19 protein-coding genes are annotated in these 19,312 nt (G+C 68.0%); 10 read left to right on the top strand and 9 right to left on the bottom strand.

All coding sequences use genetic code 11. The annotated features are described in order from the left end of the window. The first annotated feature begins 4 nt into the window (after positions 1-4). On the top strand, positions 5-817 hold the full coding sequence (locus ACHAA3_RS07225) for a class I SAM-dependent methyltransferase (protein ID WP_435708296.1): 813 nt from the start codon (positions 5-7) through the stop codon (positions 815-817). Further along, positions 814-1,800, top strand: coding sequence for a phytanoyl-CoA dioxygenase family protein (locus tag ACHAA3_RS07220; RefSeq protein WP_435708295.1), 987 nt, complete (start codon positions 814-816; stop codon positions 1,798-1,800). The genes ACHAA3_RS07225 and ACHAA3_RS07220 overlap by 4 nt, the downstream gene beginning before the upstream one ends. A 6-nt stretch (positions 1,801-1,806) precedes the next feature. Here ACHAA3_RS07220 and ACHAA3_RS07215 read toward each other — a convergent pair whose 3' ends face one another. Beyond that, on the bottom strand, positions 1,807-3,240 hold the full coding sequence (locus ACHAA3_RS07215; RefSeq protein ID WP_435708294.1) for a CCA tRNA nucleotidyltransferase: 1,434 nt from the start codon (positions 3,238-3,240) through the stop codon (positions 1,807-1,809). A 76-nt stretch (positions 3,241-3,316) separates the two neighbouring features. Between ACHAA3_RS07215 and ACHAA3_RS07210 the strand changes: the two genes are divergently transcribed. From ACHAA3_RS07210 to trxA, 5 genes are all read left to right on the top strand, one after another. Beyond that, positions 3,317-5,353 (top strand): DUF6049 family protein, encoded by a 2,037-nt coding sequence (locus ACHAA3_RS07210; protein ID WP_435708293.1) that lies wholly within the window; start codon positions 3,317-3,319, stop codon positions 5,351-5,353. Next, positions 5,346-7,109 (top strand): murein biosynthesis integral membrane protein MurJ, encoded by a 1,764-nt coding sequence (murJ, locus tag ACHAA3_RS07205; RefSeq protein ID WP_435708292.1) that lies wholly within the window; start codon positions 5,346-5,348, stop codon positions 7,107-7,109. Before ACHAA3_RS07210 ends, murJ begins: the two co-directional genes overlap by 8 nt. A gap of 44 nt (positions 7,110-7,153) precedes the next feature. Further along, positions 7,154-8,716 carry a protein kinase gene (locus ACHAA3_RS07200; protein WP_435708291.1) on the top strand — a complete coding sequence of 521 codons (1,563 nt, stop codon included), beginning with the start codon at positions 7,154-7,156 and terminating at the stop codon, positions 8,714-8,716. 88 nt (positions 8,717-8,804) lie between these two features. After that, positions 8,805-9,776 carry a thioredoxin-disulfide reductase gene (gene trxB, locus ACHAA3_RS07195; protein WP_435708290.1) on the top strand — a complete coding sequence of 324 codons (972 nt, stop codon included), beginning with the start codon at positions 8,805-8,807 and terminating at the stop codon, positions 9,774-9,776. A gap of 37 nt (positions 9,777-9,813) precedes the next feature. Then, on the top strand, positions 9,814-10,137 hold the full coding sequence (gene trxA / locus ACHAA3_RS07190; RefSeq protein ID WP_435708289.1) for a thioredoxin: 324 nt from the start codon (positions 9,814-9,816) through the stop codon (positions 10,135-10,137). 61 nt (positions 10,138-10,198) lie between these two features. Here the strand turns inward: trxA and ACHAA3_RS07185 are convergent, their stop codons facing one another. From ACHAA3_RS07185 to rpmH, 8 genes are all read right to left on the bottom strand, one after another. Beyond that, on the bottom strand, positions 10,199-11,140 hold the full coding sequence (locus tag ACHAA3_RS07185) for a ParB/RepB/Spo0J family partition protein (RefSeq protein WP_435708288.1): 942 nt from the start codon (positions 11,138-11,140) through the stop codon (positions 10,199-10,201). Further along, complete coding sequence (locus tag ACHAA3_RS07180; protein ID WP_435708287.1) at positions 11,137-12,009, bottom strand: ParA family protein; 873 nt, start codon at positions 12,007-12,009, stop codon at positions 11,137-11,139. Before ACHAA3_RS07180 ends, ACHAA3_RS07185 begins: the two co-directional genes overlap by 4 nt. A 98-nt stretch (positions 12,010-12,107) precedes the next feature. Further along, the gene (gene rsmG, locus ACHAA3_RS07175; RefSeq protein WP_435708286.1) at positions 12,108-12,689 is read right to left on the bottom strand and encodes a 16S rRNA (guanine(527)-N(7))-methyltransferase RsmG; all 582 of its coding nucleotides are present in this window, start codon (positions 12,687-12,689) and stop codon (positions 12,108-12,110) included. Positions 12,690-12,747: 58 nt separating this feature from the next. Then, a complete protein-coding gene (locus tag ACHAA3_RS07170; RefSeq protein WP_435708285.1) occupies positions 12,748-13,260 on the bottom strand; it encodes a protein jag in 513 nt (170 codons plus the stop codon). Then, positions 13,257-14,213 carry a membrane protein insertase YidC gene (gene yidC / locus ACHAA3_RS07165; protein ID WP_435708284.1) on the bottom strand — a complete coding sequence of 319 codons (957 nt, stop codon included), beginning with the start codon at positions 14,211-14,213 and terminating at the stop codon, positions 13,257-13,259. Before yidC ends, ACHAA3_RS07170 begins: the two co-directional genes overlap by 4 nt. Next, entirely contained in the window at positions 14,201-14,491 is a 291-nt protein-coding gene (gene yidD / locus ACHAA3_RS07160; RefSeq protein ID WP_435708634.1) for a membrane protein insertion efficiency factor YidD, read from the bottom strand. Before yidD ends, yidC begins: the two co-directional genes overlap by 13 nt. An 11-nt stretch (positions 14,492-14,502) precedes the next feature. After that, complete coding sequence (gene rnpA / locus ACHAA3_RS07155) at positions 14,503-14,841, bottom strand: ribonuclease P protein component (protein ID WP_435708633.1); 339 nt, start codon at positions 14,839-14,841, stop codon at positions 14,503-14,505. 17 nt (positions 14,842-14,858) lie between these two features. Continuing rightward, positions 14,859-14,996, bottom strand: coding sequence for a 50S ribosomal protein L34 (rpmH, locus tag ACHAA3_RS07150; protein WP_435708283.1), 138 nt, complete (start codon positions 14,994-14,996; stop codon positions 14,859-14,861). 323 nt (positions 14,997-15,319) lie between these two features. Between rpmH and dnaA the strand changes: the two genes are divergently transcribed. The 3 genes from dnaA (at position 15,320) to gnd (ending at position 19,308) form a co-directional block, all read left to right on the top strand. Beyond that, positions 15,320-16,804, top strand: a complete 1,485-nt coding sequence (gene dnaA / locus ACHAA3_RS07145) for a chromosomal replication initiator protein DnaA (protein WP_435708282.1) — start codon at positions 15,320-15,322, stop codon at positions 16,802-16,804. A gap of 430 nt (positions 16,805-17,234) precedes the next feature. After that, complete coding sequence (gene dnaN, locus ACHAA3_RS07140) at positions 17,235-18,377, top strand: DNA polymerase III subunit beta (protein WP_435708281.1); 1,143 nt, start codon at positions 17,235-17,237, stop codon at positions 18,375-18,377. 25 nt (positions 18,378-18,402) lie between these two features. After that, entirely contained in the window at positions 18,403-19,308 is a 906-nt protein-coding gene (gene gnd, locus ACHAA3_RS07135; protein ID WP_435708280.1) for a phosphogluconate dehydrogenase (NAD(+)-dependent, decarboxylating), read from the top strand. The last annotated feature ends 4 nt before the right edge of the window (positions 19,309-19,312 follow it).

The raw sequence follows: 19,312 nt of genomic DNA, 5'->3' as shown, positions 1-19,312 counted from the left end.
CAGCGTGAGCACAGGATCCACCGCGGAGCGCAGCCTCCAGCACTGGAGCGAGGCTGGCCGCACCGGCATGGAGGCCTTCTACGCCCTGGCCACCGAGGACTACCGCCAGCTCGCGCTGGCCGCCGACTGGCCACAGGTGCTCGGCGACCAAGCCCACGAGGGCTGGTCGCTGCTGGACGTGGCCTGCGGCAGCGGGAAGTTCCCCACGGCCCTGCGCCTCCACACCGATCTGAGCGAGGTGCCCGACGTCGCCTACGACCTGCTTGACCCGTCGGCCTTCTCGGTCCAGGAGGCACGCGGTGTCCTGGCTCCTCCCTTCGTGCCTCGCCACGATCTGGTGATGACGCTGCAGGACCTGCCCGACGAGCACGCGGGCTACGACGTCGTGTGGGCCACGCACGCTCTGTACGCCCTGCCCGCCGATGAGCTCGACGTCGCCGCGCAGCGGTTCGTCGCCGCCCTGGCCCCCGGCGGTCTCGGCCTGATCGCCCAGGCCACGGCGACGTCGCACTACCTGGCCTTCTACGACGCCTTCCGTGCTGGCGTGGAAGACGCCACGCCGTACACCTCGGCCGAGCAGGTACGCGATGCCCTGATCCGGGCGGGTGCCGACGTGCGCGATCAGCGCATCACCTACCGCACCGGGAGCGATGACCGGACCGTCATCGAGGGCTTCCTTCAGCGCTGCGCTTTCGACGACTCGGTGTCGCTGACCCAGATGGAACAGGCTCCTGTGCTGGGCGACTACCTCGCCTCCTGCCGGGACGAGAGCGGCTCCTACACCTTCGAGCACGAGGCGTCCCTGCTGTGGCTGTGAACAACCAGATCGGCACCAACGACCGGCTCCCCGAGAAGAACCGCAGTGGTGGCCTGGAACAGGACTGGGCGGGCGACGACCAGGACTGGTGGGACTGGTACGTCACCCTCGCGAAGAACGCGGATGCCCCCACCGAGCTCGTCGAGGGGCCCGGCCTGCCCGACGTCACGCCGGCCACTGACGACGAGCTCGTCCACGAGCTGGCCGAACCGTACGACCTCGAACCGTCGATGGTCGAGGCCTTCGGCCGCGAGGCCTTCGTTCGCCTGCCCGGAGTGCTCTCCCCACCCGTCGTGCGGCGGCTCGCGGAGCGCCTCGAGGCGCTGCTGAAGGCCGAGCACGGCGACGACGTGGCCGGCCGGTTCACCGCCCTGGAGCAGATGTGGCTCCACGACGACCTGATGCGTGCCGTGGCGCTCTCGCCCCGCATCGGCGGGCTCGCCGCCGCGCTGCTCGAGGAGCCCGCCGTGCGGCTGTACCACGACAACGCCCTGTCCAAGGAGCCCGGATGCGGCCGCACACCGTGGCACCACGACGCCGAACACTTCCCGCTGCAGACGGTGCAGGCCGTCACCGCGTGGATCCCGATGTCGGCAATCCCCGGCCTGATGGGGCCCTTGTCGTTCGCGCGCGGTCGACGCGTGCTCGAGGAGGTCGCCGACCTGGACTTCGACAAGGTCGGCACGTCCTACGACGAGGCGGTCGCCCAGCGATTCGTCGAACGGCAGGTGGCCGTCGAGTCACGACCCTTCGCCGTCGGCGACATCTCCTTCCACTCCGCACTGTGCTTCCACACCGCCGGGCCCAACCGGACCACCCAGCCACGGCGGGCACTGGCCACCACCTACTTCGCCGACGGGGCTCGCGTCGTGGAGTCCCCGACCCTGATCAGCGGCACCTGGCGCGACTTCCTGCCCGGGGTGGAGCCAGGAGGCCTCGCGGCCTCCGAGCTCAACCCGGTGGTGGGTCGCAACCGACCCTGACGTCATTCAAGACCGAGCAGACCAGAACGCCTTCAACGCCTCAGCAGCCTGATCCTCACCCAACGGCCCACGGTCCATCCGCAGGTCGAGCAGGAAGCGGTAGGCCTCGCCGACCTCGCGGCCCGGGCCGATACCGAGGATCTCCATGATCTGGGTGCCGTCGAGGTCAGGCCGGATCGAGGCGAGCTCTTCCTGGTCGGCCAGCACCGCGATGCGCGCCTCGAGGTCGTCATACGTGCGCTGCAGGCGGGCGGCCTTGCGCTGGTTGCGGGTCGTGGAGTCGGCGCGGGTCAGGATGTGCAGGCGCTCGAGCTGGTCGCCGGCGTCACGGACGTAGCGGCGCACCGCCGAGTCGGTCCACTCCCCGGAGCCGTAGCCGTGGAATCGCAGGTGCAGCTCGACCAGCATCGCGACCTGGTCGATCACGTCGTTGCTGTACCGCAGCGCCTTGAGTCGCTTGCGGGCCAGCTTGGCGCCCACGACGTCGTGGTGGTGGAACGTGACGGTGCCGCCCTCGACGAACCTGCGGGTCTTGGGCTTGCCGATGTCGTGCAGGAGGGCAGCGAGCCGGATGACGAGGTCCGGCGACTCGTCCAGGCGGTGCTCGAGGGCCATGGCCTGCTCGAGCACGATCAACGAGTGCTCGTAGACGTCCTTGTGACGGTGATGCTCGTCGCGCTCGAGGATCAGGGCCGGCAGCTCGGGCAGCATCTGGGCGGCCAGCCCCGTGTCGACCAGCAGCCGCAGCCCCGCTACGGGATCGGCGGCCAGCAGCGTCTTGTCCAGCTCGATGCGCATGCGCTCGGCCGAAACAATCTCGAGCCGGTCGGCCATCTCCGTCATCGCGGCGCGCACGTCGTCGGCCACCGCGAAACCGAGCTGGGCCGAGAACCGGGCGGCTCGCATCATCCGCAACGGATCGTCGCTGAAGGAGATCTGCGCGGAAATGGGCGTGCGGAGCTGCTGGGCCTCGATGTCGGCCAGGCCGCCGAACAGGTCCACGAACTCGCGCGACGGCAACCTGACCGCCATGGCGTTGACGGCGAAGTCGCGCCGCGACAGATCGGCGTCGAGAGTCTGACCGAAACGCACCTGCGGCTTGCGCGAGGAGGCGTCGTACTCATCACTGCGATAGGTGGTGATCTCCAGCTCATGGCCCGCGTGCCGAAGCCCGATCGTGCCGAACTCGCGGCCCATGTCCCACGTCGTGTCGGCGAACGGGGCCACGATCGTCTCGATCATCTCGGGCAGCGCTGATGTGGTGAAGTCCCAGTCATTGCCCGGTCGGTCGAGCACCGCGTCGCGCACCGGGCCGCCCACGACCGCCAGCTCGTGGCCCGCCGCCGCGAAGGCCTGGCCCAGCTCGACCAGGAACGGGGTCGCGTCCAGACGCGCATCGAGGCGCTGCCGTTGCTGCGCAGTCAAGGAGTTCTCGGACACGAGGCCATATCCTATCGGCGTCGCTCGGCCCGCGGTGAATGCCCGAGTCCATCGCCCCGGCGTCTAACATGAGTTGGTGACGAAGCGACGAGGAGCGAGCGCCCGCGCCCGCGTCCTCGCAGTCGTCGCAACTCTCGTCCTGATGGCGACCGTGTCGTCGGCCTGGGTCGCGCCGGCCGCGGCCGCCGACGACGCATCGCTGCGCACCACGATCACCGGAGTCAGCCCCTCCGTGCTGGACGAGAACTCGACCGTCACGCTCTCCGGAGAAGTGACGAACACCGGAGAGACTCCCTGGACCGACGTGCAGGCCTACCTGGTGATTCCGCGCCAACCGCAGACCGATGTCGAGGGGCTCCGCGGCTCGATCAGCAGCAATCCCGGCTATGCCGGCCCCCGAGTGGTGGCCATCGGCCAGTTCGACGAGATCGGTGACCTGCCGGCCGGCGACACCCGCACCTTCCGGGTGCGCGTGCCAGGCGACGAGCTGCCCATCGCGGCCATCGACGGTGTCTACCCGGTGGGCGTGCAGATCCTCGCCACCGACGACCAGGGAGAACGCAGCGCCGACTCAGTCTCTCGCGCCGTGACGCTGCTGCCGCGCATGACCGCGGACCACGCCCAGGCCCCTGCCACCGTCGTCTGGCCGTTCGTGATGCCCGTGGCCCGCGACGCCCAGGGAGCCCTGGTCGACGTCTCGACGCTGATCGAGTCGATCAGTGCTGCGGGCCAGCTGCGCAACCTGCTCGATGCGGCCAGGGCGCAGACTCCCGGCTCACGAGGCGTCGCAGTCGATCCGGCACTCGTCATGGCGGTCGACGACCTGGCCGAGGGACGCGACCCGCGCGTCGACGACGGCGACCGTCAGAGCGCTGCGCTCTTCCGCGACGATCTGATCGCCCTGGCCGCGGGCCCGTCGTCACGCACCCTGGACTTCGACCGGACCGACGTGCTGGCGCTCAGCCGCGACGGCGTTCGCGGCCAACGCCTGCTCGAAGTCAGCGATGACGCCACCAGCTCGGCCATCCGACGATTCGGGTTGTCCACCAATCGTCTGTCGTGGCCGACCTCGGGCACTGCGGACGCCGACCTCCTGAGCACGCTCGCCGGCGGAGACGATCGCCAGGTGCTCCTCGACTCGGACAATCTGGCCGACTGGGAGACCGACCTCGGCCCCGCCCTGAACGTGCAGACCCCCAACGGATCGCAGGACCTGCTCGTCGACGAGGACCTCACCGCCAACCTGCCCGGCGTCGAGACCGCCGTGACCCTGCGCCAACGGGTGCTGGCCTCGGCCGCGCTGGCCTCCCTGGCCCGCGACGGCGACTCCTCCTCGCGCAGCGCCGCCCTCGCCGTGGTCGACCCCGGCTGGGATCCCGGTCCCCGCAACGCCACCGATCCAGTTCCGGCAGTCGATTTCATCAAGCCCACCGCGTTGGACGACCTGAGGACCGGCGTGTACACCGGCGAGATCGAGCCCGTCGCAGATGCCGAGCCCATCCCCCCGCGACTGACCGGCGCCATCGACCGCGCCCTCGACGAGAGCAAGATCCTCGCGGCTGCAGCCAACGACGGTCGCTCGGTCGATGCGGCACGGGCCCGCAGCGTGGCCTCGCTGCTCGGCGTCCGGTGGCGCGGCATGGCCGACACCGGGGTCGAGATCGCCCAGGCGCTCGCCTCGGGCTTCCGCGACGACATCGCCGCGATCACCGTCATGGGGCCCGGCTCCGTCACGTTGTCGAGCTCACAGGGTGCGTTCCCCCTGACCATCAGCAACGGCAGCCGCGAGTCGGTGTCCGTGGGAGTCGAGCTGCGGACCAGCAACCCCGCGCTGGACCTTCCCGACCAGGACCCGGTCGAGATCGCGGCCGGCGAGCGGTTGACCCTGACCGTGGACGTCGACCTCGCGCAGCAGAACGCCACCATCGTCACCGCCCAGCTACTGACCCCCGATGGCGAGCCGTTCGGCGAGGCCAGCGAGTTCAACGTCCGATCCAGCAGCGTCGGTGTCGTCCTGTGGGCCACCATGGGGGCCGCCGGACTGTTCGTGCTGTTCGCACTGACACGGCGCTTCCGCACCCATTCCAGCCCGGACGGAGCCGCCGATGAGTGAGCCCACGGCATCTCACCGCCGCAACGTCGAGCCGGACGCCGAACCGCGGGTCACCACCGACACCTCGGGTACACATGTCGACAAATCGGCAAGTGGGCATATCGACAAGTCACCCGAGGCGGACGACGCCCGTGGTCGCCGCCTGGCCCGGGCGAGTGTCTGGATGGCGCTCGGCACCATCGCCTCGCGACTGAGCGGATTCGTCCGACTGGCGCTGCTGGCCTGGACCATCGGCACGGCGCTGGACGCCGACCTGTTCAACAACGCCAACACCATCCCCAACACCATGTACATCCTCGTGGCCGGCGGCATCTTCAACGTGGTGCTGGTGCCCCAGCTCGTGCGGGCGATGCGCGGCGACGAGGACGGCGGTGACGCCTACGCCAACCGCGTCATCACGCTCGGACTGATGGTGCTCGCGATCGCCACGGCACTGCTGGTGCTCGCGGTCCCCCTGGTGCTGCGACTGGTGTTCAAGGCCGACCTGTTCACGGCGCAGTTCGCTGCCCAGCGCGAGTCCGCCGAGCTGCTGATGTACCTGTGCATGCCCCAGGTGTTCTTCTACGGCGCCTTCGTGCTGATCGGTCAGGTGCTCAACGCTCGGGAGCGCTTCGGCCCGATGATGTGGGCGCCAGTGGTCAACAACGTGGTCGCCTGCGGCATCATCGTCGGCTACCTGATCGCGTTCGGTTCCTCCAACGGCACCGACGGGTTCACCGACACCCAGGCGCTCCTGCTCGGCATCGGCTCGACGGCCGGCATCGCGATCCAGGCGCTGCTGCTCGTGCCGTTCCTGCGCCGGGCCGGTTTCCGGTACCGACCGCGCTTCGACCTGCGCGGCGTCGGGCTGGGCCACACGGCGCGCCTCGCAGCCTGGACGCTGGGCTTCATCGTGGCGAACCAGATCGCCTTCATCACCATCAACCGCATCGCGACCGGCGGCACCCTGAGCGGAGCGGCGACCAACGAGGCCGCCGGCGGCTCCGCCGTGTACGAGATCGGTTTCCTGGTCAGCCAGGTGCCGCACGGCGTCATCACCGTCTCGCTGGCCACGGCCATCATCCCGATGATGTCGGCCCACGCCGCCGCAGGCGAGTACGAGCGGGTCCGCGTCGAGCTCGCCCGCACCCTGCGGATGGTGCTGGCCATCGTGGCCCCGCTGGCCGTGGCCGTCGGTGTGCTCGGCATCCCTGCAGCCGGCGCCATCTCGATCGGCGCCCTCAGCGAGAACCACGAGGTCGTCGGTCGAACGGTCGCCGCCTTCAGCCTCGCGATGATCGCCTTCACGATCCACTACATGATGCTGCGCGGCTTCTACGCCGACGAGGACACGCGCACCCCGTTCTTCATCCAGGTCGTCGTGGCCCTCAGCAACATCACGTTCGCGCTCGTGCTGACCCAGTCCGCCGAGCCGGCCTGGATCGCCGCGATGCTCGCCTTGTCCTACGGGCTCGCCTACGTGGTCGGGGCGATCTTGTCGGTCACTCTGCTCTCTCGGCGGATCGGGTCGCTGGTCGATCGCGAGATGCTCACCTTCGTCGCGCGGCTGGTCGCCTCGTGCGCCGTAGCCGCGATCGTCATGATCGCGATCGTGCTCGGACTGGACCGAGTCGGCCTCGAGGCGGGGACACCCGGCCCCTCGATCGTGATCGCCCTGGCCGCTGGAATCCCCGGCGCTGCGGCCTATCTGGTGACCGCCAGGCTGCTGCGCATGGAACAGCTCGGCTACCTCGTGTCGACCCTGCGCCGGCGTTGACCCCTGTCGTCCTACGATGACGACAACGCTGCGAAGGAGGACCGATGAGTGAGCGCCGGGCGCTGGCCTCCGGCGATGTCCTGTCCGGACGCTACGAGCTGCAGGACCTCGTCTCGGAGAAGCTCGGATCCACCAAGTGGCGGGCCCACGACCAGATCCTGAACCGCAACGTCGGTCTCGAGCTGTTGCCCAGTGATGACGAGCGGGCCGCGCACTTCCTGGACGCGGCGCGTGAGTCCACCGCCGTCACCGATCCGCGCTTCCTGCGCGTGCTGGACCTGATCGAGGACGAGCAGGCTCACCACCTGGTGGTCCGCGAGTGGGCGCGCGCCTTCCCCCTCGACCAGGTGCTGCTGCAGTCACCTCTGCCGACGCGCCGTGCCGCCACGGTCGTCGCCGATGTCGCCGAGGCCATCGCCCACGCTCACGAGTTCGGCGTCTACCACCGGCGGTTGAGTCCCCACCAGGTGCTGCTCAAGCAGTCCGGCGCGGTGCGCGTAGTGGGTCTAGGCGTCGCCACCGCCCTGTCGCCGCTCGACGAGGCCGACACCGACCGAGCCGAGTACGAGCGCGAGGACGTCGAGGGCATCGGTCGCCTGCTGTACGCCTCGCTGACCGGCCACTGGCCCGGGGGACCGGTCGATGGTCTGCGCCCGGCGCCCACCGAGCACGGCCGCCTCCTGCGCCCCCGCCAGGTGCGCGCCGGTGTCTCCCGCGAGATCGACCGGGTCTGCGACCGCATCCTCGGCGACCCGCCTCGGCATCACGAATCCCCTCTGACCACGGCAGCAGGCATCGCCCGCGTGCTGCGACTGACCGGCGAGGACGAGGACCTGGTCGACGAGCATCCCAGCCTGGTCGGCTTCTCCTCACCCGACCTGCTGCGTCTCGACCCGGTGATCGTGCCTGCCGGACCGCCACCGGGACTCGAACCTCCCCGGCGGCGCCCCAGAGCCCACGAACCGGCGCCACCCAGCACGCTCGAGCGTGCGGCGGCCCGAGGTCGCCGGGCCACCAAGGGTGATCGGGCCCTGATCCTGATCGGCGTCCTCGGCACGCTGGCGATCCTGGGCGTGCTGGGCTTCCTGGCCGATCGGTCCACACAGTCCCCCGCCGATCGCATCGACGACTCCTCGCCCGTGCGGGTCCTGCCGTTGCAGGACGCCTTCGACTTCGACCCGCAGGGCACCGATGGCGAGGAGAATCGCGACGAGACGCCCCTGGCCCTCGACGGCGATCCGACCACGGGATGGCGCACGTCGATGTACTTCGGGCAGGCAGAGCTCGGCGGACTCAAGGACGGGGTCGGCCTCGTGGTCGACCTGGGCGGCCCACGGGAGGTCTCGTCGCTGCGCGTGCTGCTGGGGGGCGAGCCCACCGACCTGGAGATCTACACCGCTGCAGACGATGCGGTCGAGGCGCCACAGGGCCTGGACGGCCTCGAACGGGTCGCCCGCGTCGAGCGGGCCGGGGAGGACGCCACCATCTCGTTGCCGCGCGGCATCGTCAGTCGGTACGTCGTCGTGTGGCTCACCCGCCTGCCCGAGGTCACGCCCGGAGAGTTCCGCGGTGTGATCCGTGAGATCTCGATGCGAGGGCGTTCGTGACGAGGCGATCGGCGGGGAATCATGCGCCTCTAGACTGCGTTGGACCAGATAGTCGCACTACTCGTCCCTAGGAACAGGAGTTCGCCCCATGGGTGACATCCGCAACCTCATCATCATCGGATCCGGCCCGTCGGGCTACACCGCCGCCGTCTATGCCGCCCGAGCCAACCTCGAGCCGTTGGTCTTCGAAGGCTCCGTCACCGCCGGCGGCGCGCTGATGAACACCACTGATGTGGAGAACTTTCCCGGATTCCCCGAGGGAATCATGGGTCCTGAGCTGATGGACAACTTCCGCGCCCAGGCCGAGCGCTTCGGCGCCGACCTGGTGGCCGATGACGTCACCTCGGTCGACCTGACCGGTGAGATCAAGACCGTCACCCTGGCCGACGGCAGCACGTACCAGGCGCACGCCGTGGTGCTGGCCATGGGCTCGGGTTACCGCAAGCTCGACATCGAGGGCGAGGATCGTCTGTCCGGCCGCGGCGTCAGCTGGTGTGCGACCTGCGACGGCTTCTTCTTCCGCGAGCAGAACATCGTCGTGGTCGGCGGCGGCGACAGCGCCGTCGAGGAGGCCACCTTCCTGACACGTTTCGCCAGCAAGGTGACCTTGGTGCACCGGCGCGACGAGCTGCGTGCCTCCAAGATCATGGTCGATCGGGCGATCAAGAACGACAAGATCGAGTTCGCCTGGAACAGCGAGGTCGCCGAGATCCACGGTGACCAGAAGCTCGAGGCACTCACCCTGCGCGACACCGTCACCGGCGAGACCCGGCGCCTGGACGCCACCGGCCTGTTCATCGCGATCGGCCACGATCCACGCTCCGAGCTGCTCACCGGTCAGGTCGACCTCGACGACGAGGGCTACGTCCTGGTCTCCGAGGGCTCCACCGGCACCAACCTGCCCGGTGTCTTCGCTGCCGGCGACCTGGTCGACCACACGTACCGCCAGGCCATCACGGCAGCCGGCACCGGCTGCGCGGCCTCGCTGGACGCCGAGCGCTTCCTGGCCGATCGTGACCAGGCCGGTCTCCCGTCGCCCGACGCGGCGCTCGTCGACTGACTTCCTTCTTCAGCCCACCAACCACCAGGAGAACCCCATGCCAGAGATCACCGCCGTCACCGACGCAGACTTCCAGAGCAAGGTCCTCGACGCCGAGGGCCCCGTGCTCGTCGACTTCTGGGCCAGCTGGTGCGGCCCGTGCCGCCAGCTCGCCCCGATCCTCGAGGAGATCGCCGCGGAGAAGGGCGACGCGCTCACCATCGTGAAGATGGACGCCGACGCCAATCCCGTCACCCCCGCCCAGTACAAGGTGATCGGTCTGCCGACCATGAACCTGTACCACAAGGGTGAGCTCGTGCGCTCCCTCACCGGAGTTCGTCCGAAGTCTGCGATTCTGGGCGAGTTGTCCGAATTCGCCTGATTCATAGAGAAAGCCCCTTGTCGTTTTATCGACAAGGGGCTTTCTCTATTTAGAAATGAATCTATTGCTCATCACGTGGCGCATCGCGCCCCATCATCGTGACGATGCGCTCGAGATCCTCGACGGTGGCGAACTCGATGACCACCTTGCCCTTGGCTCGACCCAGATCGATCTTGACCCGAGTGTCGTAGCGATCGGAGAGTCGATCGGCGATCTCGGCGAGGCGGGGTGCCGACACCGTGGGTCCCCGGCGCACCGGCTTCTTGGGACCGGAGTCGTCGGGACCGACCGACACGATCTCCTCCAGGGCGCGCACCGACAGGCCCTCGGCCACGACCCTGCTGGCGAGCCGGTCCTGGATCTCGGGGTTGGCCACGCTCACCAGGGCGCGAGCATGGCCCGCCGACAGCACGCCGGCCGCGACGCGCCGCTGCACCGTGGGGGTGAGGCGCAGGAGGCGCAGCGTGTTGCTGATCTGGGGACGCGAGCGGCCGATGCGCTCGGCGAGCTCGTCGTGGGTGCACCCGAAGTCCTCGAGCAGCTGCTGATAGGCCGACGCCTCCTCGAGCGGATTGAGCTCGGAGCGGTGCAGGTTCTCCAGCAACGCGTCGCGCAGCAGGTCCGCGTCATCGGTATCGCGCACGATCGCACCGATCGTGGGCAGGCCGGCCTCTCCGTGCGCGCGCCAGCGGCGCTCACCCATGATGAGCTCGAACCGCTCCGGGCCGACCTCACGCACGACGATCGGCTGCAGCAGCCCGATCTCGCGGATCGAGTGCACCAGCTCGGCCATGTCGTCCTGATCGAAGACCGACCGCGGCTGCCGCGGGTTGGGCACGATCTGGTCCAGGGGAATGTCCGCGTAGCGCGCACCCTCGACCGGCGTCAGACCACTTTCGCGCGCCGCAGAGGCATTGGCCGGAATCAGAGCCTCGAGGCCGCGGCCCAGTCCACGGCTCTTGCCCGGCTTGCCGATCCTGCCTGGGGAGTGGGGGGCGCTCATGAGTGGGCTCCTGTGTTCGCGGTGATCTCCCGGGCGGCCTCGAGGTAGGACAAGGCGCCACTGGAGGAGGGGTCGTACGTCAGTACCGTCTGCTGATAGCTGGGGGCCTCGGAGATGCGGACCGCGCGGGGGATCGTGGTGCGCAGCACCGTGGTGCCGAAGTGGGAGCGCACCTCATCGACCACGCCCGAGGCCAGGCGGGTGCGGGCGTCGTACATCGTCAGCAAGATCGTCGAGACGTCCAACGACGGGTTGAGGTGCGACTTCACCAGATCGATGTTGCGGATCAGCTGCCCCAGGCCTTCCAGGGCGTAGTACTCGCACTGGATCGGAATCAGGACCTCGCGTCCGGCGACCATCGCGTTGACGGTCAGCAGTCCCAGGGACGGAGGGCAGTCGATGAACACGTAGTCGATCGGGTCGCCAGCCTCCTTGGAGTCGGCCAGGTAGGACTGCAGGGCGCGATCGAGGCGTGACTCGCGGGCCACCAGCGACACCAGCTCGATCTCGGCGCCCGCCAGATCGATCGACGCGGGCAGCACGGTCAGGCCGGGCAGATCGGGTGCGGGACTGACTAGCTCGTCGATGTCCGTGCCTTCCACGATGGCCTCGTAGACCCCGACCGCGCCTTCGTGGTGCGGGACGTTGAGCGCCGTGGAGGCATTGCCCTGGGGGTCGAGATCGATCACCAGCACGCGCAACCCACGCAACGCCATGGCCGCGGCGATGTTGACCGTGGTCGTGGTCTTGCCCACCCCACCCTTCTGGTTGGCCACCACGAACACGCGTGTGTCGGCGGGGCGGGCGAAGGTCGGCGTCGACGCCACCCGGTGGGCCAGCTCCACGTGCGCCTGGGCCTCGTGGGCCAACGGGGTCTGGTGTTCGGAAGGTTGAGTGGATGCCTGAGCTGATGAGACGGGCGGGTGAGTCACCGGACCCCTTTCAGTTGTTTCACGTGGAACATACGTCATGTGGTGACTTCAACGACGGTGGTCGGGATCTCGTCGCCGTTGGGGTAGGTCGTCACCACGATAGTGCTCGCGCCGAACCGGTGGAGTGTCGCCGTCGCCGTCTGGACCTCCTCCGCCGCCGACTGACCCTTCAGCGCGAGCATCACACCACCCGGCTTGCGCACCAGGGGCATGCACCACCGGGCGAGCTTGTCGAGATTCGCCACGGCGCGGGAGGTGACGACGTCGAAGCTGCCACTCGCATCCTCAGCGCGGGACCGCAGCACCGTCACGTTCTCCAGATCCAGCTGCTCGACCGCCTCGTCCAAGAATGTCGTGCGACGCAACAACGGCTCGATCAGCGTCACGGACAGGTCTGGTCGCGCGATCGCCCACACCAGTCCGGGCAGGCCGGCCCCCGTTCCGACATCGGCCACCGTCGCACCCTCGGGCACCCGAGGGAGCACAGCCGCCGAGTTCATCACGTGGCGCGACCACAACCGGGGCACCTCACGCGGACCAATGAGCCCGCGGGTGACTCCCTCGGTCGCGAGCAGATCGACATAGGCCTCGATCACCGGCAGGCGAGACGAGAACACCCCCGCCGCTTCCGGCGGGGGTGTTTCACGTGAAACGTCATCACTCATGCGTGGGCGATCAGCTGTCGTCGGTGGGAGACTCAACGGGGGACTCGCTGGCGGAAGCACCGGCCAGGACCACGACGTATCGATGAGGTGCGACGCCTGCCGACTCGCTCGCCAGTCCCGCCTCGGCCACCGCGTCATGGACGACCTTGCGCTCGAACGGGTTCATCGGATCCATCGACACCGAGGTCTCGCCGCCCTTGACCTTCTCGACGGCCGTCTGGGTCAGCGCGACCAGCTCGGTGCGCCGCTTCGCGCGGAAACCACCGATGTCGAGCATGAGGCGACTGCGCTCGCCGGTCTGGCGATACACGGCCAGGCGGGTCAGCTCCTGCAGCGCGTCGAGCGTCTCGCCACCCTCGCCCACCAGGTGACCCAGCGAACCTCCGACGATGTCGACCGCAGCCCGATCGCCCTCGACATCCATGTCGATGTCTCCGTCCAGATCGGCGATGTCGAGCAGCTCCTCGAGGAAGTCAGCTGCGATGTCGCCCTCGCTCTCCAGCTTGGATCCGTCTGCGCTCATGGCTTGCCGCCCTTCTTGCGCTGATTGCGCGCCTTGTTCTTGGGTTGGTTGCGGGTCGGCTTCGGCTTGGCCTCGATCTCCGCCTGCTTCGCGCTCTCGAGGGGATCCTCGGTCACGGTCCGCCCCTTCTTGGCGTCACGCTCCTGCTTGGCCTTGAACGCCGGGGTGCCCGGACCGGGGTTGTTGCGGATCACGTAGAACTGCTGACCCATGGTCCAGATGTTCGAGGTGACCCAGTAGAACAGCACGCCCAGCGGGAAGATCACGCCGCTGATGGCGAACACGAACGGCAGGATGTACAGGAGCATCTTCTGCTGCTGCGCGTACGGGCCACTGAGTGCATCGGCCGGCATGTTCTTGGCCATCAGCTGGCGCTGCGTGATGAACTGCGTCGCCACCATGATCACCACGAGCGTCATGGTCAGCACGCGAGTGCCGATCAGGTCGGTGTTGATGAACGTGTCGGCGATGCGCGCACCCAGCAGTGTGGCGCCCTGTAGTTGTTCGGCGTCCTGGTCCGTCATGAAGCCCCGGCCGCCACCGTCGTCACCCAGCTGGGCGGCCCGGTCGATCACGCGGAACAACGCGAAGAAGACCGGCATCTGCAGGATCAGCGGCAGGCACGAGGCCAGAGGATTGGTGCCGGTGTCCTGGAACAGCTTCATCTGCTCCTGCTGCAGCTTCTGCCGGTCGTGCTTGTACTTCTGCTGCAGCGCCTTGATCTGCGGCTGCAACAGCTGCATGTTGCGGCTGGACTTGATCTGCTTGACGAACAGCGGGATCAGCAGGGTGCGGATGGTGACGGTCAGGCCGATGATCGACAGCACCCAGGTGTAGCCCGAGGTCTCGGGGAGCACCTGCGAGAAGAGCTCGTGCCAGACCAGCAGGATGCCCGACACCGCGTAGTACAGCGGCGTCATGATGGCCGAGCCGATGTCGCCTAGGAAACCCACGACTGTTCTCCTTGGGTGGACGATTCGTACTGGAACTCACGCTGGGGTGCTTCTTGGGCTCCAGCATGACGGGAGTGCTTACGGGGTGGAACATAGTCGAAGCCGCCAGCGGCCCATGGATGGCATCGAGCCAGGCGGCGCACCGACAACCACGAGCCCCGAACGGCGCCGTGCACCTGCACCGACTCCAACGCGTACGCCGAGCAGGTGGGGTAGTAGCGGCACACATCGCCGTACAGAGGACTGATGGCAAAGCGGTACAACCGCAACAGTGCCACGAGGACGTACTTCACGCGCCAGAACCAGAACGCACGAGCGCCCGGTCGAGCTGCTCGGCCAACGCCTCGCTGCTCGCCCGGCTGGCGGGGGGGAGTGCCCGCACCACGATCTGCGAACCCACCGGCACCGAGTCCAGGCGGGCTCGCATCAGATGACGCAGCCTGCGCTTGACCCGGTTGCGGTCCACGGCCGATCCGACCGCCTTGCTGACCACGAACCCGACCGACGTGCGCTCACCACCGCCCGCGACCACGTGGGTGACGAGCGTGGGCTGCGCAGCGCGACGACCTCGACGCACCGTGTGTCGAAACTGTGCGCTGTCGCGCATCCGGTGCTCGGGTCCCAGCACGATCGGGTCCAGCACCGTCAGGCAGAGAGCTTGGCGCGGCCCTTGCGGCGGCGGTCGCCCAGGATCGCGCGGCCGGCGCGCGTGCGCATGCGCAGGCGGAAGCCGTGCTTCTTGGCGCGACGACGGTTGTTCGGCTGATAGGTGCGCTTGCTCACGATGATTCCTCACAGGCTGCGACGGACCAAGGTGGTCCGCGGGGGAAGACACTCAGATGACACCCACCAGTCGTGGGCGCACAACATAGGTCGTCCGAAGACGAGACTGCAACGGTACGGGGGCCCGTGATTGCGGTCAAACCGACCCAATACTGCGAACCGGACCGATGATCGTCGTAGACACGCCGCACCAAGACGACAACTTCTCAGAATGCGGTTGTGGCGCTCGCTCGACGCTGCTAGCGTCACGCGGTACCGCCTTTTTCCACAGCCGTTGGTCCGTCCCCTTGCCGCGCGCACACTGTGTGGAAAACCATGTGGACATGATCCGGAGGAACTCGATGACCGATGCGGCCCAACCATCCACGGACGCCGCAGCAGACGATGAGCGCATGCGGGCGGTCTGGGCCGAGTCGGTCGACACGCTCTCCCCAGGAGCTCGGGTCTGGGTGTACGCCGCCCACCCGATGACGCTGCACCACAACATCCTGCTCGTGGCCGTGCCCGACGACCTGACCCGTGCCCAGCTGGAGACTCGCGTCAAACCGGCGCTCGAGCACGCGCTCAGCCAGCGCCTGGGCAGCGAGACACGCCTGGTGGTCACCATCGAGCCGGAGATCGTCGAGCAGAACCAGCAGCCCGTGGTCGACGAGGACGACTTCGACGAGGAGTCCGAGGACCTCGAGGACGACGACACGCAGGACACCTTCACGCCCAGCTGGGACTCCGGAGCACCACGCCTCGGGCCGGCTCGGGTCGGGGGAGCGGCCGAGGCGCGACTCAATCCGCGCTACCTGTTCGAGAACTTCGTCATCGGGGCGTCCAACCGGTTCGCCCACGCAGCCGCGGTCGCCGTGGCCGAGGCACCCGGTCGCGCCTACAACCCGCTGGTCATCCACGGTGAGTCGGGACTCGGAAAGACCCACCTCCTGCACGCGATCGGGCACTACGTCCTGAACTTCTTCCCCTCCTCACGCGTGCGGTACGTCAGCAGCGAGGAGTTCACCAACGACGTCATCAACGCGATCCGCAACAACCAGACCGCCGCTCTGAAGCGCAAGTACCGCGAGGTCGACGTCCTGCTGGTCGACGACATCCAGTTCTTGGAGGGCAAAGAGTCCACGCAGACCGAGTTCTTCCACACCTTCAACGCGCTGCACAACGAGAACAAGCAGATCGTGATGACCTCGGACCGTCCGCCCAAGAACCTGACGACCCTGGAGGACCGGCTGCGCAACCGCTTCGAGTGGGGTCTGACCACCGATGTCCAACCGCCCGACCTCGAGACCCGCATCGCGATCCTGCGCAAGAAGGCCGCCACCGAGAAGCTCACCGCTCCCGCCGACGTGCTGGAGTTCATCGCCAGCAAGGTGCAGACCAACATCCGGGAGCTCGAGGGTGCGCTGATCCGTGCCACCGCCTTCGCCAACCTGCAGGGCACCACGGTCGATCTCAGCCTGGCGCACATCGTGCTCAAGGACCTGATCGCCGAGGGCGAGGAGCCCGACATCTCGGTCGCCATGATCATGGCCCAGACAGCCTCGTACTCCGAGTTCACGATCGAGGAGCTCTGCAACACCAACCGCAGCCGAAATCTCGTGCTGGCCCGGCAGATCGCGATGTACCTGTGCCGCGAGCTCACCGACATGTCGTTGCCGAAGATCGGTCAGGAGTTCGGCGGGCGCGACCACACCACCGTGATGCACGCCGACCGCAAGATCCGCAAGCTCATGGCCGAGAAGAGTGCGGTCTACAAGCAGGTCACCGAGCTGACCGTGCGGATCAAGCAGCAGGCACGTCGGCCGTGATCATCGGCCCTCGAACACCACGTCTCCTGCAATCGGCGGCGTGTCACCACACCATCATGCACACCTGTGTACGAGCCTGTGTAAAAGTCTCCATCCGAGGTGGACATCTGGTGTCTCGATGTGAACGACATGTGAACCGCTCAGCTTCGTCCACAGACACCTGTAGTTCCACCCGGCCATCGTCCACAGCTTGTCCACGGGCACATGCGCCGACATCGCAGAATCGATCGACGTTGTCCACGATGTCCACAGAGGCTACGACTACTACTGTTCTTCTTCATCACCATGACACCAGCAGAAATCACCAGAGCACGAACCTGTGGACCGTCGCCGGAGCCCAGCACCGGCCTACCGCGATCGACCGTCGCCGTGGCAGGATGCACACCGACGACAGCCGACCCGGTCGCACCCTCTCGAAAGGCCGCACGACGTGAAGTTCCGCATCGAACGCGACACGTTCGCCGACGCTGTCGCGTGGACCGCGCGCAGCCTGCCGAACCGTCCCAGCGTCCCGGTGCTGGCCGGTCTGCTGATCGAGTCGACGGCCGACGGCCTGACCTTGTCGGGCTTCGACTACGAGACCTCCACGCGGGCGACCCTGCCTGCCGAGGTCTCCGCCGACGGACGCGTGCTGGTGTCGGGTCGTCTGCTCGCCGAGATCGTCAAGTCCCTGCCGGCCAAGCCGGTCGACGTCTCGCTCGATGGCACCAAGGTCCAGGTCGTGTGTGGTTCCGCCCGTTTCAGCCTGCAGACCATGCCGGTCGAGGAGTACCCCCAGCTGCCGGCGATGCCCACCGCATCGGGAACTGTCGCTGCGTCCACCTTCGCCACAGCGGTCGCCCAGGCCAGCTCCGCTGCCGGGCGCGACGACATGTTGCCCCTGCTGACCGGGGTGCGACTCGAGCTGGAGGCCGACACCATCTCGCTGATGGCCACCGACCGTTTTCGCGCCAGCCTGCGAGACCTGACCTGGTCGCCGGAGCGTTCGGACCTGTCGGCCCAGGCGCTGGTTCCGGCTCGGGTGCTCAACGAGACGGCCCGCGCGCTCACCACGGGCGGCGACGTCACGATCGCGGTGTCCTCGGGCGATGCCGGTGACGGGCTGATCGGGTTCGAGGGCATGGTCGGCAATGGCAGCCGGCGCACCACGACGCGTTTGCTCGAGGGCGACTTCCCGCGGGTCCGTCAGCTGTTCCAGGCGCAGGCCGAGACCGTGGCGTACGTCCAGACCCAAGCCTTCGTCGACTCGGTCAAGCGGGTGGCGCTGGTGGCCGAGCGCAACACCCCGGTGCGCCTGACGTTCGCCGACGGTGTCCTGCTCCTCGAGGCCGGTAGCGGCGACGAGGCCCAGGCCTCCGAATCGGTCGAGGCCACGATCGACGGACCCGACATCTCGATCGGCTTCAACCCCACGTACCTGCTCGAGGGACTCGGCGTCATGAGTGAGCCGGTCGTGCACCTGTCCTTCACGCAGCACACCAAGCCCGCTGCGATCTCCGGCGTGGGCGAGATCGGTGCCGACCCCGATGGCGCCTTCCGGTACCTGATCATGCCGGTCCGTCTCCAGAGCTGAAACACCCTCAATCACGGGAGTCACGATGAACATCGGACTGGTAGGACTCGGCAAGATGGGCGGCAACATGCGCACCCGCATGCGCAATGCCGACATCACGGTCGTCGGGTACGACCGCAATCCCGACGTCTCCGACGTCGACTCGTTGGCCGCCATGGTCGAGCAGCTGCAGGCCCCGCGCGTCGTGTGGGTCATGGTGCCGTCCGGTGAGATCACCCGCTCGACCGTGTCCGACCTCCTGGACCTGCTCGACGACGGCGATGTCATCGTCGATGGCGGCAACTCGCGCTGGACCGATGATGAGAAGCACGCCGAGATGGCCGCCGAGAAGAACGTCGGCTACGTCGACTGCGGCGTCAGCGGCGGAGTCTGGGGCCTGGAGAACGGCTACGCGCTCATGGCGGGCGGATCCACCGAGGACATCGCCAAGGTCCAGTTCGCCTTCGACGCCCTCAAGCCGCCCGGCGAGTCCGGCTTCGTGCACGCCGGTCGCGTGGGTGCCGGCCACTTCTCCAAGATGGTCCACAACGGCATCGAGTACGCCATGATGCAGGCCTACGCCGAGGGCTTTGAGCTGCTGGAGAAGGTCGACCTGGTCGACAACGTCACGGCGGTGTTCGACTCCTGGCGCGAGGGCACGGTCGTGCGGTCGTGGTTGCTGGACCTGCTGGTCAAGGCATTGGAGGACGATCCGAGCCTGAGCCAGGTGCGTGGCTACGCCGACGATTCCGGCGAGGGACGCTGGACCGTCGAGGCGGCCATCGACAACGCCGTCCCGGTGCACACCATCGCGGCGTCACTGTTCGCCCGGTTCACCTCCCGTCAGGACGAGTCGCCGGCCATGCAGGCCGTCGCCGCGATGCGCCAGCAGTTCGGTGGCCACGCCGTGCAGGCCGCCGCCGAGGCCGGTCATGCCCCCAGAGATGCCTGACCCT

The organism is Aeromicrobium sp. CF3.5 (assembly GCF_051262695.1).
Classification (GTDB): domain Bacteria; phylum Actinomycetota; class Actinomycetes; order Propionibacteriales; family Nocardioidaceae; genus Aeromicrobium.
This window is presented reverse-complemented; position numbering and strand designations above follow the sequence as displayed.

What these genes read in the sequence shown, in the direction of transcription:
- murJ (WP_435708292.1), top strand. Translation starts at nt 5,346, where the DNA reads ATGAGTGAGCCCACGGCATCTCACCGCCGCAACGTCGAGCCGGACGCC.
- ACHAA3_RS07200 (WP_435708291.1), top strand. Translation starts at nt 7,154, where the DNA reads ATGAGTGAGCGCCGGGCGCTGGCCTCCGGCGATGTCCTGTCCGGACGC.
- trxB (WP_435708290.1), top strand. Translation starts at nt 8,805, where the DNA reads ATGGGTGACATCCGCAACCTCATCATCATCGGATCCGGCCCGTCGGGC.
- trxA (WP_435708289.1), top strand. Translation starts at nt 9,814, where the DNA reads ATGCCAGAGATCACCGCCGTCACCGACGCAGACTTCCAGAGCAAGGTC.
- ACHAA3_RS07185 (WP_435708288.1), bottom strand. Translation starts at nt 11,140, where the DNA reads ATGAGCGCCCCCCACTCCCCAGGCAGGATCGGCAAGCCGGGCAAGAGC.
- ACHAA3_RS07170 (WP_435708285.1), bottom strand. Translation starts at nt 13,260, where the DNA reads ATGAGCGCAGACGGATCCAAGCTGGAGAGCGAGGGCGACATCGCAGCT.
- dnaA (WP_435708282.1), top strand. Translation starts at nt 15,320, where the DNA reads ATGATCCGGAGGAACTCGATGACCGATGCGGCCCAACCATCCACGGAC.
- gnd (WP_435708280.1), top strand. Translation starts at nt 18,403, where the DNA reads ATGAACATCGGACTGGTAGGACTCGGCAAGATGGGCGGCAACATGCGC.